The organism is Pseudosulfitobacter sp. SM2401, from assembly GCF_042932805.1.
GTDB lineage: Bacteria > Pseudomonadota > Alphaproteobacteria > Rhodobacterales > Rhodobacteraceae > Ascidiaceihabitans.
In genome coordinates this window covers 1,266,238-1,281,814 of the sequence record NZ_CP170633.1, presented here as the reverse complement: position 1 = coordinate 1,281,814, position 15,577 = coordinate 1,266,238, and the positions used below count along the sequence as shown (strand labels likewise).

Annotated in this window: 12 protein-coding genes; 10 read left to right on the top strand and 2 right to left on the bottom strand. The window is 57.6% G+C overall.

Annotated elements, in window-relative coordinates; genetic code table 11:
- The first annotated feature begins 13 nt into the window (after positions 1–13).
- From ACFIO0_RS06345 to ACFIO0_RS06310, 8 genes are all read left to right on the top strand, one after another.
- On the top strand, positions 14–544 hold the full coding sequence (locus ACFIO0_RS06345) for a 2Fe-2S iron-sulfur cluster-binding protein (RefSeq protein WP_390914513.1): 531 nt from the start codon (positions 14–16) through the stop codon (positions 542–544).
- A complete protein-coding gene (locus ACFIO0_RS06340) occupies positions 541–2,967 on the top strand; it encodes an aerobic carbon-monoxide dehydrogenase large subunit (RefSeq protein ID WP_390914512.1) in 2,427 nt (808 codons plus the stop codon). The genes ACFIO0_RS06345 and ACFIO0_RS06340 overlap by 4 nt, the downstream gene beginning before the upstream one ends.
- Before the next feature lie 51 nt (positions 2,968–3,018).
- Entirely contained in the window at positions 3,019–3,894 is an 876-nt protein-coding gene (locus ACFIO0_RS06335) for an AAA family ATPase (RefSeq protein WP_390914511.1), read from the top strand.
- Complete coding sequence (locus ACFIO0_RS06330) at positions 3,891–5,075, top strand: VWA domain-containing protein (protein ID WP_390914510.1); 1,185 nt, start codon at positions 3,891–3,893, stop codon at positions 5,073–5,075. Before ACFIO0_RS06335 ends, ACFIO0_RS06330 begins: the two co-directional genes overlap by 4 nt.
- Positions 5,072–5,851, top strand: coding sequence for an XdhC family protein (locus ACFIO0_RS06325; protein ID WP_390914509.1), 780 nt, complete (start codon positions 5,072–5,074; stop codon positions 5,849–5,851). Before ACFIO0_RS06330 ends, ACFIO0_RS06325 begins: the two co-directional genes overlap by 4 nt.
- Positions 5,844–6,443: an NTP transferase domain-containing protein gene (locus ACFIO0_RS06320; RefSeq protein ID WP_390914508.1), complete on the top strand. Its 600-nt coding sequence runs from the start codon at positions 5,844–5,846 to the stop codon at positions 6,441–6,443. The genes ACFIO0_RS06325 and ACFIO0_RS06320 overlap by 8 nt, the downstream gene beginning before the upstream one ends.
- 123 nt (positions 6,444–6,566) lie before the next feature.
- The gene (locus ACFIO0_RS06315; protein WP_390914507.1) at positions 6,567–7,019 is read left to right on the top strand and encodes an SRPBCC domain-containing protein; all 453 of its coding nucleotides are present in this window, start codon (positions 6,567–6,569) and stop codon (positions 7,017–7,019) included.
- Positions 7,012–7,935 carry an XdhC family protein gene (locus ACFIO0_RS06310; RefSeq protein ID WP_390914506.1) on the top strand — a complete coding sequence of 308 codons (924 nt, stop codon included), beginning with the start codon at positions 7,012–7,014 and terminating at the stop codon, positions 7,933–7,935. Before ACFIO0_RS06315 ends, ACFIO0_RS06310 begins: the two co-directional genes overlap by 8 nt.
- Positions 7,936–8,057: 122 nt before the next feature.
- Here the strand turns inward: ACFIO0_RS06310 and ACFIO0_RS06305 are convergent, their stop codons facing one another.
- Positions 8,058–10,493, bottom strand: a complete 2,436-nt coding sequence (locus ACFIO0_RS06305) for an FAD-dependent oxidoreductase (protein WP_390914505.1) — start codon at positions 10,491–10,493, stop codon at positions 8,058–8,060.
- Positions 10,494–10,649: 156 nt separating this feature from the next.
- On the opposite strand from ACFIO0_RS06305, the gene ACFIO0_RS06300 reads away from it, so the two are divergent.
- Positions 10,650–13,067 carry an FAD-dependent oxidoreductase gene (locus ACFIO0_RS06300; protein WP_390914504.1) on the top strand — a complete coding sequence of 806 codons (2,418 nt, stop codon included), beginning with the start codon at positions 10,650–10,652 and terminating at the stop codon, positions 13,065–13,067.
- A 3-nt stretch (positions 13,068–13,070) separates the two neighbouring features.
- Complete coding sequence (locus ACFIO0_RS06295) at positions 13,071–13,664, top strand: NTP transferase domain-containing protein (RefSeq protein WP_390914503.1); 594 nt, start codon at positions 13,071–13,073, stop codon at positions 13,662–13,664.
- Here ACFIO0_RS06295 and ACFIO0_RS06290 read toward each other — a convergent pair.
- Positions 13,661–15,532: a Hint domain-containing protein gene (locus ACFIO0_RS06290; protein WP_390914502.1), complete on the bottom strand. Its 1,872-nt coding sequence runs from the start codon at positions 15,530–15,532 to the stop codon at positions 13,661–13,663. The genes ACFIO0_RS06295 and ACFIO0_RS06290 overlap by 4 nt on opposite strands.
- Positions 15,533–15,577 lie beyond the last annotated feature (45 nt).

Here is a 15,577-nt window from a genome sequence, read left to right as displayed (position 1 = left end):
GGAGAAATTGAACATGTCAAACAAGATGCACGTCAAACTGAACGTGAACGGCGCGGACCACGAATTCCTCGCAGAACCCCGCGAGTTGCTGATCTACGCGCTGCGCGAAAAATTGAACATTACCGGCCCGCACGTGGGGTGTGAAACGTCACATTGCGGGGCGTGCACCGTAACGATGAATGGCAAATCGGTGAAATCCTGCACGGTGTTTGTGGCGCAAGCCAACGGCGCAGAGGTGACGACAATCGAAGGCTTAGGCAGCCCTGATGCCCTGCACGTCTTGCAAGAGAACTTCAAAGAACACCACGGCCTTCAGTGCGGGTTTTGCACGCCGGGCATGATTACGCGGGCGGCCAAGCTGCTCGAAGAAAACCCCAACCCGACCGAGGACGAGGTTCGCTTTGGCATCGCAGGCAATATCTGCCGCTGCACGGGCTACCAGAACATCGTGAAATCTATTCTTTCAGCGGCGTCTGAACTGAATGCAGCAAAGTCCTCAAGCAACGACGTGGTAGGACAAAAAGAAGTGGAGGCGGCACAATGAAGGACGAAATCACACGCGACGAACGGGTCGCCAACCTTAGGGGCATGGGCTGTTCACGCAAGCGGGTCGAGGATGCGCGATTTACGCAAGGCAAGGGCAATTACGTCGATGACATAAAGCTGCCGGGCATGTTGCACGGCGATTTCGTGCGCTCCCCTTACGCCCACGCGCGGGTCAAATCGATCAATGTTGACGCAGCCATGGCATTGCCGGGTGTTGTCGCGGTGCTCACGGCCAAAGACCTAGAGCCGCTGAACTTGCACTGGATGCCAACGCTCGCCGGTGACAAACAGATGGTGCTGGCGGACGGCAAGGTGCTGTTCCAAGGCCAAGAGGTCGCATTCGTTGTCGCCTCTGACCGCTATGTCGCTGCCGATGCGGTTGAGCTGGTCGAGGTGGATTACGAAGAACTAGAAGTCATCGTTGACCCGTTCAAATCGCTACAATCGGACGTCGTGCTACGCGAAGATCTGGTGGCCGAAGACGGGTCGATCCCCAACGGCGCACACGGACCGCGCAAGCATCCCAATCACATCTTTACGTGGGAAGCAGGCGAGGAAGACGCCACCAATCAGGTCATCGACAATGCAGACGTCGTCGCCACCGAAGAGATGTATTACCACCGCACGCACCCCTGCCCGCTTGAAACCTGCGGATCGGTTGCGTCGATGGACAAGGTCAACGGCAAGCTGACGTTGTGGGGCACGTTCCAAGCACCGCATGTGGTGCGCACGGTCGCATCCCTGCTGTCGGGAATAGAAGAACACAACATCCGCGTTGTATCGCCTGACATTGGCGGCGGTTTTGGCAACAAGGTTGGCGTCTATCCCGGCTATGTCTGTTCTATCGTCGCCTCTATCGTCACCGGTGTTCCGGTGAAGTGGGTCGAGGACCGGATGGAAAACCTGATGTCCACCGCCTTCGCGCGTGACTATTGGATGAAGGGCAAGATCAGCGCCACCAAAGACGGCAAAATCACCGGCCTGCACTGCCACGTCACCGCCGATCACGGCGCGTTTGACGCCTGCGCGGACCCGACCAAGTTTCCTGCTGGCTTTATGAACATCTGCACGGGGTCCTATGACATCCCCGTCGCCTACCTTGGCGTGGACGGTGTTTACACCAACAAAGCACCGGGTGGCGTGTCGTATCGCTGCTCGTTCCGCGTGACGGAGGCCGTGTATTTCATCGAACGTATGATCGAGGTCCTTGCGATCGAGTTGAACATGGATCCAGCTGAATTGCGCTCCATCAATTTCATCAAGAAAGAGCAGTTTCCTTACACCGCGGCGCTGGGTTGGGAATACGACTCTGGTGATTATCAGACCGCTTGGGACAAGGCGTTGTTGGCGGTTGATTACAAAGGCCTGCGCGCCGAACAGGCAGAACGCGTAGCGGCGTTCAAGCGCGGCGAAACCCGCAAAGTCATGGGCATCGGTCTGTCCTTCTTTACCGAGATTGTCGGCGCGGGCCCTGTGAAAAACTGTGACATCCTTGGGATGGGCATGTTTGACAGCTGCGAAATCCGCATCCACCCGACAGGATCGGCCGTCGCGCGGCTTGGGACGATCAGCCAAGGTCAGGGGCACGCCACGACGTTTGCGCAAATCCTCGCGACCGAGATTGGTCTGTCTGCGGAAAGCATCACAATCGAGGAAGGCGACACCGATACGGCCCCGTATGGCCTTGGCACCTACGGGTCACGATCGACCCCAGTGGCTGGGGCGGCGGCGGCAATGGCGGGGCGCAAAATCCGTGCCAAGGCGCAGATGATCGCGGCCTATTTGCTAGAGGTCCACGACAACGATGTGGAATTCGACGTGGACCGTTTTGTCGTCAAAGGCGCACCTGAGCAGTTCAAGACGATGAAAGACATCGCCTACGCCGCCTACAACCAAGCGATACCGGGGCTCGAACCGGGTCTAGAAGCGGTCAGCTACTATGACCCGCCCAACATGACCTACCCGTTTGGCGCCTATGTCTGCGTCATGGACATCGACGTGGACACGGGTGTGCCGGAAATACGCCGGTTCTATGCGCTGGACGATTGCGGCACACGGATCAACCCGATGGTGATCGAGGGGCAAATCCACGGCGGCCTGACAGAGGCGCTCGCCGTCGCCTTGGGTCAAGAGATTGCCTACGACGACATGGGCAACTGCAAGACCGGCACGCTCATGGACTTCTTCCTGCCCACCGCTTGGGAGGTGCCGAACTACGAGACCGACTTTACCGTCACCCCCAGCCCGCACCACCCGATCGGGGCCAAAGGTGTCGGCGAAAGCCCGCATGTCGGCGGCGTTCCGTGCTTTTCGAATGCGGTGCAGGACGCGTTCCGCCCGTTTGGCAACCGTCACACCAACATGCCCCACGACCACTGGCGCATTTGGCAGACAGCCAATGATCTGGGCATGCACGACTAAAGGAAATGATGTGGGCCGCACGTGTGGCCCACGTCGTCTGGGAGGACACCGATGACTTGGAATACGTTGCAAACGGCCATGGCCGATCAGGGCTATATTGCCTCAAGCGATCTGGCGATGGCGCTGCATTTGTCGCTCTCGCTTGGGCGTCCTTTGCTGCTTGAGGGTGCCGCTGGCGTCGGTAAAACCGAGGTCGCGCGGGTGTTGGCCACGGTGCAGGAGACGCAACTGATCCGGCTGCAGTGCTACGAAGGTCTTGATGCCGCGCAGGCGATTTACGAGTGGAATTACCAACGTCAGCTTTTGGCGATCCGCGCCGCATCAGAGGATGGCGAGACCGGAAAAGCGGTTGAGGCGCGGATCTTTTCGGATGAGTTTTTGCTGGAACGTCCTTTGCTTAAGGCGATCCGCCAAGACAAAGCGCCCGTTCTTTTGATCGACGAGATCGACCGCGCGGATGAGGAATTCGAGGCCTATCTGCTGGAAATTCTGTCTGAATTTCAAATCACGATCCCTGAAATGGGCACGATCACAGCGATAACGCGCCCCATCGTGATCCTGACGGCCAACGGCACCCGCGATCTTAGCGACGCGCTGCGCCGTCGCTGTCTTTATGCCCATGTGCCCTACCCGGATCACGAGACGGAACTGACCATTCTGATCACGCGTTATCCCGACATTACGGATCGTCTGTGCGCGCAAATCGTGGGGTTCGTGCAGGCGTTGCGCAAGCAGGAGCTGGAGAAAAAACCGGGCATCGCCGAGATGCTGGATTTCGCCGCCGCCCTCATGGGGCTTGGTGTGGCTGACCTAACGGATGATCCTGCTATTCTACAGGCGACGTTAACGACGCTTTTGAAAACCCAGCCCGATCAAAGCGCCATTCCAACCGAGGTTGCCCAGCGTTTAGCGGGCAAAGCGGCATGAGCATTGTGACCAAATTCGCCGCTCGTGATCCAGGGCCAGCTGCGCGCATGGCAGGCTTTGTGGCGCATTTGCGCGACAACGGTTTGCGCCTTGGGGTCGGTGAAACAGGCATCGCTTTGGATGCGCTGACCCATATTAACGCCACAAACCCGCATGATACGCGGCGCGCCTTGAAATCCGTCTTCACGGGTTGCGCCGACGAGGCCGCGCAATTTGACGGGCTGTTCAACAGCTTTTGGATGAACGGTGGTCGCGTGAAAACGCGTGTAACGCCGACCATAAAACCGAGCGAGAACAAAAATGTGCATTCGTCCCGTCATGCGGAAGCCGAGGGTGAAATCGGCGGTACGGGCGACATCACAGCGCCTGATGGATCTGATGGCGAAGCTGAAAGCGATGGTGAGGGCAAATTGGTCGCCACAGATGTCGCCAATCTGTTCAAAAAAGACCTGCGCGACATTGTGCTGCCCGAGGATATTGAGGCTGCCGAAAAGATTGCCATGCGGCTTGGCGCTGTGATGCGGGACCACAGATCGCGGCGTCGCAAAGCGGCCCGAAAAGGGGATCAAATCCACTTTCGCAAAGTCATGCGCCAAAGCCTTGCGACCGGAGGCGAGCCGTTTGCCTTGCCCAAACGTCACAGGCCAGATCGCGCGCTGCGGTTGACAGCGATCTGTGACGTATCCGGCTCGATGACTGTTTATTCGCGCATTTTCCTGGCTTTTCTAGCCGGATTGATGCGCGCGGACAGTCGCGCCGATGCCTACCTATTTCATACGCGGTTGGTTCGGATTACCGAAGCTTTGCGCGACAAGGATGCCTTGCGCGCCCTTGCACGACTGTCTTTGCTTGCTGACGGGTTCGCGGGTGGCTCAAAGATTGGCGAAAGTCTGAACAAATTTGCAAGCACCTACGGGCGCAGGTTTGTGGACAATCGGACCGTCGTGATGATCCTGTCTGACGGGTATGACACCGCATCCCAAAGCCGTATTTCGGACGCTTTGATCCGCCTTAAGACACGCGGCTGCAAGGTGGTCTGGCTGAACCCGCTGAAGGGCTGGGATGGCTACGAGCCGACCGCGCGTGCCATGGCCGAGGCGCTGCCGCATCTTGACCTGTTCCGCGCGGCAAACACGTTGGGCGATCTGGCCGCCCTCGAGCAGGATTTCGCACAGTTATGACACCCAAACAGATCATGGAAAGCGGGTTGCAAGAAGGCGAAGATGTTTTTGCCGTTGCCACCATCGTGCGCACGGCTGGCGTGACGGCCGCCAAACCGGGGGCCAAAGCGTTGCTGCGCGACGACGGCACGATCCTAGAGGGTTGGCTGGGCGGTGGTTGCGTGCGCGGTGCCATCAAAGCGGCGACCTTGCGGGCCTATGATACGGGCCAGCCGCAATTTATCTCGGTCTCTCCCGAAGAAGACCTTGCGCAAAAGGGCGTATCTGCAGGCGACAACGTCGATGGCATTCAGTTTGCCCGCAATGGCTGTCCGTCCAAAGGCACGATCGACATTTTCATCGAACCGCATATGCCCGAACCAGAGCTATTGGTGTTTGGCGCGTCTCCGGTTGCGGAGAAATTGACCGAACTTGCTGGACAATTTGGCTGGGCAATTGGTGCCTGTGAAACAGACACACCGCTGCCGCCTCGTGTTTCAGGGCGCGGGCGGTATCTGGTGATTGCAACCCAAGGACAGGGTGATTTGGCGGCATTAAAGATTGGCTTGGCGGCAACGGCTGACTACGTTGCGTTTGTTGGAAGTTCCAAGAAATATGCGGCCCTGTCGGAAAAACTGATGAAGGCTGGCGTAGAAGCCACGCAAATAGCATCGGTTCACGCCCCTGCGGGCATGGATATCGGGGCCGTCACGCCATCCGAAATTGCGCTCTCGATTCTTGCGGAACTGACGCAAGTGAAACGTGGTTTGTTGATCAAGGCAGCGCAAAATGTCTAAGGTCGGCGCGATCATTTTGGCGGCGGGTTTGTCGCGCCGGATGCAGGAGCACAACAAGTTGTTGCTGCCCATAGCTGGTGCACCGATGATCCGGCATGTTGTGGAAACCTATCTTGGGGCGGTTGATGGCGAAGTCTGTGTTGTCACAGGTTTCCAAGCGGAGCGGATCGAAACAGCGCTTGCAGGCCTGCCTGTCCGGTTGGTTCACAACCCGCAGTTCGAACAAGGCCAACCCTTTTCAGTCAGGGCCGGTCTTCTTGCGCCCCCGATGGTCGATCACCTGCTGATTGGACTTGGTGACCAACCGCAACTGACACAGGGCGATCTGCGCGCGTTGATCGCAGCACATTTGGCAGCTGACGTCGCCAAGATTTCAATCCCGTTTCACGCAGGGACCCGTGGCAATCCCATCGTTGTCCCTGCGCAAATGCGGCCCCAATTGCTTGCGGATAAAACAAACCCCGGATGCGCAAAATTCACACGCGCCAATCCGGATCAGGCACAGCACTTGGCACTGCCACAAGCAGGCTTTTACGCCGACATCGACACACCTGCCGCCTTCGCGGCGTTTCAAAACACCACAACCAAATAGGCTTATCCATGAAACGATTTCAAAAATACTTTGGTGCATGGCGTCAAAAATGGGCCCTGCCCCCAGAGCAAGCCCAAACGCTTGCTTCAATCAAATTCCCCTGCTGTTAACAAAGGTAAGACCATGGAACTCAAAGACGAAATCATCATCAATGCATCAATGGACCGCGTTTATGCGGCCTTGAACGACCCTGAGATCTTGAAACAATGTATTCCGGGTTGCGAAGAACTGATCCAGCATTCCGACAACGAACTTGAGGCAAAGATTGTCCTGAAGGTCGGTCCGGTCAAGGCGCGTTTCAGCGGTGATGTCGTGTTGGACAAAAGCGGCGCACCAGATCAATTTTCGCTGACCGGTCAAGGCAATGGCGGCGCTGCGGGTCATGCAAAAGGCGGCGCAGATGTGACATTGGTTGCGGACGGCGACACCACGATCCTGAGCTATGACGCCAAAGCACAAATCGGCGGCAAACTGGCGCAATTGGGCAGCCGGTTGATCCAAAGCACGGCCAAAAAACTGGCGGCCAAATTCTTCAAGAACTTCGCGGACGTGTTGGACGCTGAAAAAGTTGCCTAACACCATAACCTATTTGGACCATGCTGTTGATGTTTTGGCGCAGGTGAAAACCTACGTCAAAACGCAGCAACGCTTTGCGTTGATCACCTCTGTTGACATCAAAGGTGGCAGCGCACGCGATATTGGTTCACTGGCCGTGGTTTGCGAAGCCGGGAACATGACAGGCTATATGTCCAACGGCTGCATTGATCGCGACATTGCGCTGCACGCCTCCGATTGCTTGCGCTCTGGTACCGCGCGGCTGTTGCGCTATGGCGAGGGCTCAGCGTTTCACGATCTGACATTGCCCTGCGGCGGATCATTGTCGATTTGGATTGATCCCGCCCCTGATCTTACGACGCTGCTCGCCGCGCATGACGCATTGACGGCCCGCCGCCCCGCGTCGTTGACCTTTCGACCCGAGGCTAGGTACATCACAATTGCTTACCAACCCAAAGTCACTCTGTGCCTCGCAGGCCGCGGCGCGATCTTTCGCGCGACTGCCAGGGGCGGAAAGGCGACCGGCTTTGACATCCAAGCGTATTCACCCGACCTCACAGATCTAGAGGCCGTTGCCACACATTGCGCAGAGCCACCAACCCATATGCGATCCATAGACAACGTGGTTGAGTTGAACCTAGCACCGACAAGCGGCGTCCTGACGTTGTTCCACGACCACGATTGGGAACCCGCTTTTCTTACCGCCGCACTGGCAACTCCAGCTGGGTTTATTGGTGCATTAGGAAGCCAAAAGACCCAAACGGCCCGCCTTGCCCACCTGGCCGAAAAAGGCATCTCAGAGCATGATCTCAAACGCGTGCGTGGCCCGATCGGACTGGTTCCGTCTCTGCGAGATGCAAATTTAATCGCGGTTTCAGCATTGGCCGAAGTTGCGCAGGCATTTGCCTATGATCAACAAAAAATCATTGACGCATGAGCTATTTATCGACGCTGATTACTCTATCCGGACCTCCGATTAACGGCACCCCCTGTGGGGCAGCCTAAATCGGACGACCGTCAGGCCGGTTTATCCCGCATCGCCACCATCTTGTATTTCCCTCAGCCCCGCAGCTTCGCCCCTTTGGGGTCAAACGGCGGCTCACTTAAAATTATGGCTTTGTGCGGCTTGCCCAACACCATGACGTCGACCTCGTCGCCTGCTTTTGCGTCTTTGACGTAGCCAAGCGCGAGGCTTTGGCCAACCGTGTATCCGTAGGCACCCGAGGTCACGCGCCCGATGCCTTTGCCGTCCTTAAAGATCGGCTCGCCCCCAGTTGCGTCAGCATATGAGGCGTCGGTTTGGGCGGCGTTCAGGGCCAAGATGACAAGGGTTTCACGGGCCGGTTTTGCCATCGATTCCGCAACGGCTGTTTTGTTCAAAAACGCTTTGTCCATTTTGCACAGGCGGTCCAATCCGACCTCTTGGGGCCAGTATTCGGGCGAGTACTCGCGGCTCCAGGATCCGTAGCCTTTTTCGATCCGCAAGCTCATCAATGCGCGCCCGCCGACAGGGCCAGCGCCGAAATCGCGACCGACCTCTAACAGAGCGGTGTAAAGCTGCAATTGATCCTCGGTCTTGCAGTGCAATTCCCAGCCAAGATCGCCGGTGAACGACACACGCAGCGCCAGAATCTCGACCCCGCCAAGCGTGATTTTCTGGGATCGCAGGAACGGGAAATCTGTGGTCGCAAGCGAGGCATTTGTCATCCGTTGCAACATCGCGCGGCTGTCGGGGCCTGCGACGTTAAAGCCGCAAATGTCATTGGTTTTACTTTCAAAAACAGTGCCCTGCGGCAATGGCACCTCGCTAAAGAAACGCGCGTGATAGCGTTCTGCCATGCCAGATCCGATGATCCAGAATTCATCCGTCGCCAGCCTCGTGACCGTGAAGTCACCTGCAATCCCACCGCGTTTGCCGATCAACGGCGTGAGGCACGACCGCCCGACTGTCTTTGGCATAGTGTTGGCAAAAACCGCGTTCAGCCAGTCCTCGGCCCCTGCCCCTTTGCAGGTGTATTTGGCGAAATTCGAGATGTCGATAATGCCGGCGCGATCGCGCAGCATCTTGCATTCCTCGCCCACCGGCCCCCACCAATTCTGGCGCGTAAATCCGTCGGTATCCGTCGCACCCGGGGTATCTGCGAACCACAACGGATGTTCCCAGCCGTAGTTCAGGCCCATGACCGCGCCCATGGATTTCTGCAAATCGTAGGCGGGACGCATGCGCACCGGACGACCGGCCGCGCGTTCCTCATTCGGAAAGTGGATTTTAAAGCGGTTGGCGTATTGGTCGCGCACCCGTTCTTTGGTAAAGGTCTTTCCGGTTTGCCCGTTTGTGGCCCAGTCGCCAAAGCGTGCCAGATCCCACGGGAACATGTCGTACTGCATCTCGCCCTCTATGATCCATTGCGCGACCATCAGGCCCATGCCGCCCGATTGCGAGAACCCGGGAATGATGCCGTTACAGCAGAAATAGCCTTTTTTTTCAGGCACAGGGCCCAGCAACACATTGCTGTCAGGCGACCAGATCATCGGACCGTTGATGACCCGTTTGATGCCAGCTGTGCCGACCACGGGCACACGGTCGATGGCGCGCAGCATGTTTTCCTCGATCCGCTCCAGATCATCGTCAAACAGGTCGTGGGCAAAGTCCAACGGGGTGCCATTCTCAGCCCAGAATTTCATGTTTTTCTCGTAGGCACCGACCAGCAAACCTTGGCCTTCTTGGCGCAGATAATATTCGCCATCACGATCCGCCACGGATGGCAGTCGACGGTCCATTGCGGCAATCTCGGGGATAGTTTCAGTGACAAAATACTGGTGTTCGGTGGGCTGCAACGGCAGATCAATGCCTGCCAATGCCGCAACTTCACGCCCCCAAAGACCCGCGGCGTTGATCACCCAAGGCGTTGAAATATCGCCTTTTTCCGTGCGCACAATCCACGTGCCGTCGGGTTGTTGATCGGTGCCCAGCACAGGATTGAACCGCATGATTTCGGCACCGTTCTGGCGCGCGCCTGTCGCGTAGGCTTGGGTCACGCCAGAGGGGTCGACATTGCCGCCATCGGGTTCCCACATGATGCAGCGAATGCCGTCATAGTCGACCAACGGGTGCAAACGTTCGGCCTCGGCGCGGTCAACCTCGTGGAAATTCATGCCGTACAGTTTGGCTTTGGCCGCTTGCAAACGCAGCTGGTGTTCGCGCGCCTCGGTCTGCGCCAAATACAGAGATCCGGGCTGAAACACACCGCAACCCTGTCCGGTTTCTTGCTCCAGCTCTTTGTACAAACCCATGGTGTAGTGCTGGATGCGACTGATGTTAGTGCTGTCGTGCAGCCCGTGAATGTTGGCCGCCGCGTGCCACGTGCTGCCACTGGTCAGCTCGTCCCGTTCGGTCAGAACGACGTCATTCCAACCCAATTTTGTGAGGTGGTACAGGATAGAACATCCAATAACGCCGCCACCAATGACGACAGCCTGAGCATGGGTACGCATATGAAAGTGCCCTGAAATGTGATTACGTTAAGTCTAGAGTGCGCGGCTTGAAATCGATTTGGTTGCCCTAAGGCGACAATTTTTGTCGCTATTCGACCAGCCCTTGTCCAGAGTGAAACCCAAATTGCAGACAGTTATCGCAAAGGAACCGGCCTCATGAAAACCACCACACGTGTTGCAATCATCGGCGGCGGCGTCGTTGGCGCGTCTGTCTTGTATCATCTGACCAAATTGGGCTGGTCCGACGTGATGCTGTTGGAACGATCAGAGCTGACATCGGGGTCGACGTGGCACGCAGCGGGCGGTTTTCACACGCTAAATGGCGACACAAACATGGCCGCCCTGCAGGGCTACACCATTCGTTTGTATAAGGAACTTGAAGAAATCACCGGCATGTCCTGTGGCCTGCACCACGTTGGTGGCGTGACGTTGGCCGATAACCAAGACCGGTTCGACATGCTGCTGGCTGAACGCGCAAAGCACCGGTTCATGGGGTTAGAGACAGAAATCGTCAGCCCCGAAGAGATCAAGAAAATCGCGCCCGTCACCAACATCGACGGCATTGTTGGCGGGCTTTATGACCCGCTGGACGGGCACCTTGACCCCTCTGGCACCACCCACGCCTACGCCAAGGCGGCGCGCATGGGCGGTGCCACGATTCATACCCACACGATGGTGGTTGAAACCAACCAGCGCCCTGACGGCACGTGGGATGTGGTCACGGACAAAGGCACAATTCACGCGGAACACGTGGTGAATGCGGGCGGGCTGTGGGCGCGCGAAGTGGGCGCAATGGCCGGTATTTATTTCCCGCTGCACCCGATGGAACACCAGTATCTGGTGACCGAAGACGTGCCGATGATTGTCGACATGATGACCGACGGGCAAGAACACCCCCACGTCATGGACCCCGCAGGCGAAAGCTATTTGCGCCAAGAAGGTCGCGGGCTATGTATCGGATTTTACGAACAAACTTGCCGTCCGTGGGCGATTGACGGCACGCCTTGGTCGTTTGGTCAGGACTTGTTGCAAGACGATTTCGACAAGATCGAAGACAGCATCAACTTCGCCTATAAACGCTTTCCCGATTTGGAAAAGGCGGGTGTCAAAAACGTCATCCACGGCCCGTTCACATTCGCCCCCGACGGTAATCCGCTGGTCGGCCCCATCCCTGGCGTGCGCAATTATTGGTCGGCGTGCGGCGTCATGGCGGGCTTTAGCCAAGGCGGCGGCGTTGGCCTGATGCTGGCGCAATGGATGGTTGAAGGCGAATGTGAGCGCGACGTGATGGCGATGGATGTCGCGCGGTTTGGCGACTGGATTTCACCCGGCTACACCCTGCCCAAAGTCATCGAAAACTACCAAAAGCGTTTCTCAGTGTCCTATCCGAACGAAGAACTGCCCGCCGCGCGCCCCAATCGCACGACGCCGATGTACGATGTGTTTTCCCGCATGGGCGCGGTTTGGGGGCAACAATTTGGCCTCGAGGTGGTCAACTATTTTGCCACCGGTGACGAACCAACGTTCGAAACCCCGTCGTTCCGCCGCTCGGATGCGTTTGACGCGACCGCGCGTGAAGTCGCCGGTGTACGCAGCGCCGTTGGCATCAACGAGGTCCACAATTTTGGCAAATATCTGATAAAAGGGGCCGGTGCGCGCGCGTGGCTGGACCGGATCATGGCAGGCCGCATTCCACAGCTTGGCCGTCTAAGCCTGACGCCGATGCTGTCGGAAAAAGGCAAGCTGATCGGGGATTTCACCGTGTCGTGCCTGAGCGAAGAAGAGTTCCAGCTGACTGCATCGTACGGTGCGCAAGCATTCCACATGCGGTGGTTCTTGCAACATCAAGATGACAGCGTAAGTATCGAGAATATCACAGATAAACGCAATGGCTTTCAAATCGCAGGGCCGCGCGCGCGTGACGTTCTGGCCGCCTGCACACTCAGCGATATCAGCGATATGAAATTCATGGATGTGCGCAAAATCACCATCGGCATGACCGACTGCATCGTGCAGCGCGTCAGCTACACCGGTGATCTGGGGTACGAAATGTACTGCGATCCGATGGGGCAACGCGCGCTGTGGAATACGTTGTGGGCCGAGGGGCAAAAGCACGACATGGTTCCGTTCGGCATGCGCGCGATGATGTCGCTGCGGCTGGACAAGTTCTTTGGCTCTTGGATGGCTGAATTTTCGCCGGACTACACAGCGGCGGAAACCGGCATGGACCGGTTCATCAGCTTTAAGAAAAACACCGCCTTTATCGGGCGCGCCGCAGCCGAGGCCGAACGTGACGCAGGGGCTGCCCGCCAATTGGTCAGCTTTGAGGTCGACGCCACAGACGCCGATGTTCAGGGGTACGAGCCCATCTGGCTGGACGGTGACGTTGTCGGATTTTGCACCTCGGGCGGCTATTCGCACCACGCGGGCAAATCGATTGCGTTCGGGTTTTTGCCGACAGATCGCGTCGCAGAAGGCCTTGCGGTCGAGATCGAAATTCTGGGCCACATGCGCGCCGCACGGGTTGTGACCACGCCATTGTTTGACGCGGACGGCGCACGGATGCGCGGCTGACACATGACCTTACCGATCATTATTTTGGCGGCCGGAACCTCGTCGCGCATGCGCGGCGCGGACAAAATGTTGGAGGACGTGGATGGGATCCCGTTGATCCGCAGGCAGGCGGAAATGGCGCTAAGCGTCAGCGCGCAGATCTACGTAACGGTGCCGCCCAAACCACACGCCAGACACCCGGCATTGGCGGGTCTAAACGTGATCTGTGTCGAGGTGCCGGATGCCGCGGACGGGATGAGCGTTTCGATGCGTGCAGGGATCGCCGCCTTACCAGCAGGCACAAAAAGCGCGATGATCTTGCTGGGTGATTTGCCGGAGGTCACCACCCACGATCTGCGACAAGTCATTGATGCTAAATCACAAAACCCTGAAAACCTGATTTGGCGTGGGGCCACCCAAGGCGGCAAGGCCGGCCATCCCATCATCTTTGATCAGGCTCTGTTTGCCGAAATCGCGACGCTGTCCGGGGATGCGGGTGGTCAATCTGTAATCCAGAACCACGCCGGTCGCGTGCATCTGGTGCCCCTACCCGACAATCACGCGCGGATGGATTTGGACACGCCAGAGGAATGGGCCCTCTGGCGCAAAACCCGTTAGCGCATTTTGTCGGTCAGCAGTTGGGCTTCGTGCTTTTTCAGCGACAAACGGGCGGAGCCGTAGTTTTGCATGCCCGCCAGCGTGTTCAATTCCGGGAACAAAGCGAGGATTTCAGCGCGCTGTGCATCGCCGATCCCGCGCAGGGAATGATCACCCGGTTGAAAGCTTTCGGTCCACGCACCATCCGCCAGCACAACTTCGTGCTGATCGAACATCAGGTGGATGTAGCTGACCGTGCTCGCTTCGATCTGATCGATGCCGTCGAGACCCGTCAGATGCTTGGCCGCAACCAGCACTTCGCGTTCTTCAAACATGACCTCGGCCAGATCGGACGTCAGCAACATGCGGTGGTTCGGGCTGACCATCAAATCACGCTCTGGCACACCTTTGCCAAGCGCACCGGCGCGAATGTAGACCGGTTGAAATTCAGGATTGTCCGCCAAATCGGCAGGTGTCAAATCACGACGCCCAACCCAGCGCAAAGGCTGGCTGCCGTTGTCGCGCGTGAACACTTTGTCACCCTCAGCCAGCGTTTCCACTGCGATTTCACCGCGATTGGTGGCAATCATCGTGCCCGGCGTAAAGCAGATGATGACCTGCTCGATTTCAGAATAATCCATGCGGCCAGTGATGTTGCCGTTGGCATCAAGAAATTCGACTCTGCCGGATTCCGGGCCGGATTCGATAACGTTGGTGCGCAAACCGGACAAGTCCAGAATGTCGATGTCCAGACCATCTGGGTCTTCGCCGCCGACAACAACGTGGTTGCCACCTTCGTCAAAGTTGAACGTGTCGCTGCCCAAACCGCCATCGAGCTGATCGTTGCCCGGGCCACCTGTCAGAATGTCGGTGCCCGCGCCGCCAAAGGCTCTGTCGTCGCCTTCGCCGCCGGTCAGGCTGTCCGCGCCGTCGCCGCCCTCGAGCAAGTCTTGCCCTGTGCCGCCTTCCAGCGTGTCCTCGCCGGTGCCGCCGATCAGCGTGTCGTCGCCCTGACCACCGATCAGTGAATCGTCGCCGCCTTGGCCAAAGATCTGGTCTTGGCCCGATCCGCCGTCAATCGTGTCGTCGCCCGCCTCGATCGGGGTCACAATCACGTCGTCGATCAAATCACCAGAGAACGAGAAACCAGAGTTGGTGTCGCGCGCCTCAAGTGTGAATTCGATGAATTCGCGGTTTTCAAAAGATGCGCTGAACCATGCGTCTTGATCGGATGGGCTGTTTTGTTCGCCGCCGGCCGCTGTCACGTCTCCGCCGCTGGTGGTGACATTCAAGGACGTGTCGTCAGCCACACCAAAGGATGTGAAACTGTTGGCATCAATGGTCACAGCCTCTTGGTCGCCGACGCTGTTGCGGTCCAGATCGTTGACGGTCGCGGTCGAATTCAGTGCCACTGGCGTGCCGGTTATTGCGTTCTCGGAATCCGGAATAAAGAATTCCATCCGGAAATCAGCTGTGTCGCCGGTGCCGTTGCCGTTCATCAAGATTTCAGAACCATTGCCGCCGGACAGATCGACCCTCAGGTTCGGGTCGGATTTCGACACCAGAACGATGCGAGCGGACACCGATGTGCCATCCTCGAGCGTTGCAACGTTTTTGTAGACCGACGATTGGCCAGCCGACGCGTTGTTGTCGGCGTTGTCGTTTGTCACCAGATTGTTGATGTTGATGATCAGGGGGGAGGCATCATTGCCGGGGGCTGTGCCTTCGCCGACGTCCCCAAAGACTGTGTCGTTCCCATCGCCTGCGTTGATGACGTCATCGCCACCCTCGCCTGACACCAGATCCTGACCGTTAAAGGCATTGATCGTGTCATTGTCGTTGGAGCCTTGGATTGTATCGTTATTCGTAGTCCCATTGAATGTAGGCATGGCAGCGCTACCTCCGAAAACAAGTTAAAAAACGGCAATCCCCAT

Bases quoted from the DNA above. Each gene is read 5' to 3' on its own strand.
- ACFIO0_RS06345 (WP_390914513.1), top strand. From the start codon at position 14: ATGTCAAACAAGATGCACGTCAAACTGAACGTGAACGGCGCGGACCAC.
- ACFIO0_RS06340 (WP_390914512.1), top strand. From the start codon at position 541: ATGAAGGACGAAATCACACGCGACGAACGGGTCGCCAACCTTAGGGGC.
- ACFIO0_RS06335 (WP_390914511.1), top strand. From the start codon at position 3,019: ATGACTTGGAATACGTTGCAAACGGCCATGGCCGATCAGGGCTATATT.
- ACFIO0_RS06330 (WP_390914510.1), top strand. From the start codon at position 3,891: ATGAGCATTGTGACCAAATTCGCCGCTCGTGATCCAGGGCCAGCTGCG.
- ACFIO0_RS06325 (WP_390914509.1), top strand. From the start codon at position 5,072: ATGACACCCAAACAGATCATGGAAAGCGGGTTGCAAGAAGGCGAAGAT.
- ACFIO0_RS06320 (WP_390914508.1), top strand. From the start codon at position 5,844: ATGTCTAAGGTCGGCGCGATCATTTTGGCGGCGGGTTTGTCGCGCCGG.
- ACFIO0_RS06315 (WP_390914507.1), top strand. From the start codon at position 6,567: ATGGAACTCAAAGACGAAATCATCATCAATGCATCAATGGACCGCGTT.
- ACFIO0_RS06305 (WP_390914505.1), bottom strand. From the start codon at position 10,493: ATGCGTACCCATGCTCAGGCTGTCGTCATTGGTGGCGGCGTTATTGGA.
- ACFIO0_RS06300 (WP_390914504.1), top strand. From the start codon at position 10,650: ATGAAAACCACCACACGTGTTGCAATCATCGGCGGCGGCGTCGTTGGC.
- ACFIO0_RS06295 (WP_390914503.1), top strand. From the start codon at position 13,071: ATGACCTTACCGATCATTATTTTGGCGGCCGGAACCTCGTCGCGCATG.
- ACFIO0_RS06290 (WP_390914502.1), bottom strand. From the start codon at position 15,532: ATGCCTACATTCAATGGGACTACGAATAACGATACAATCCAAGGCTCC.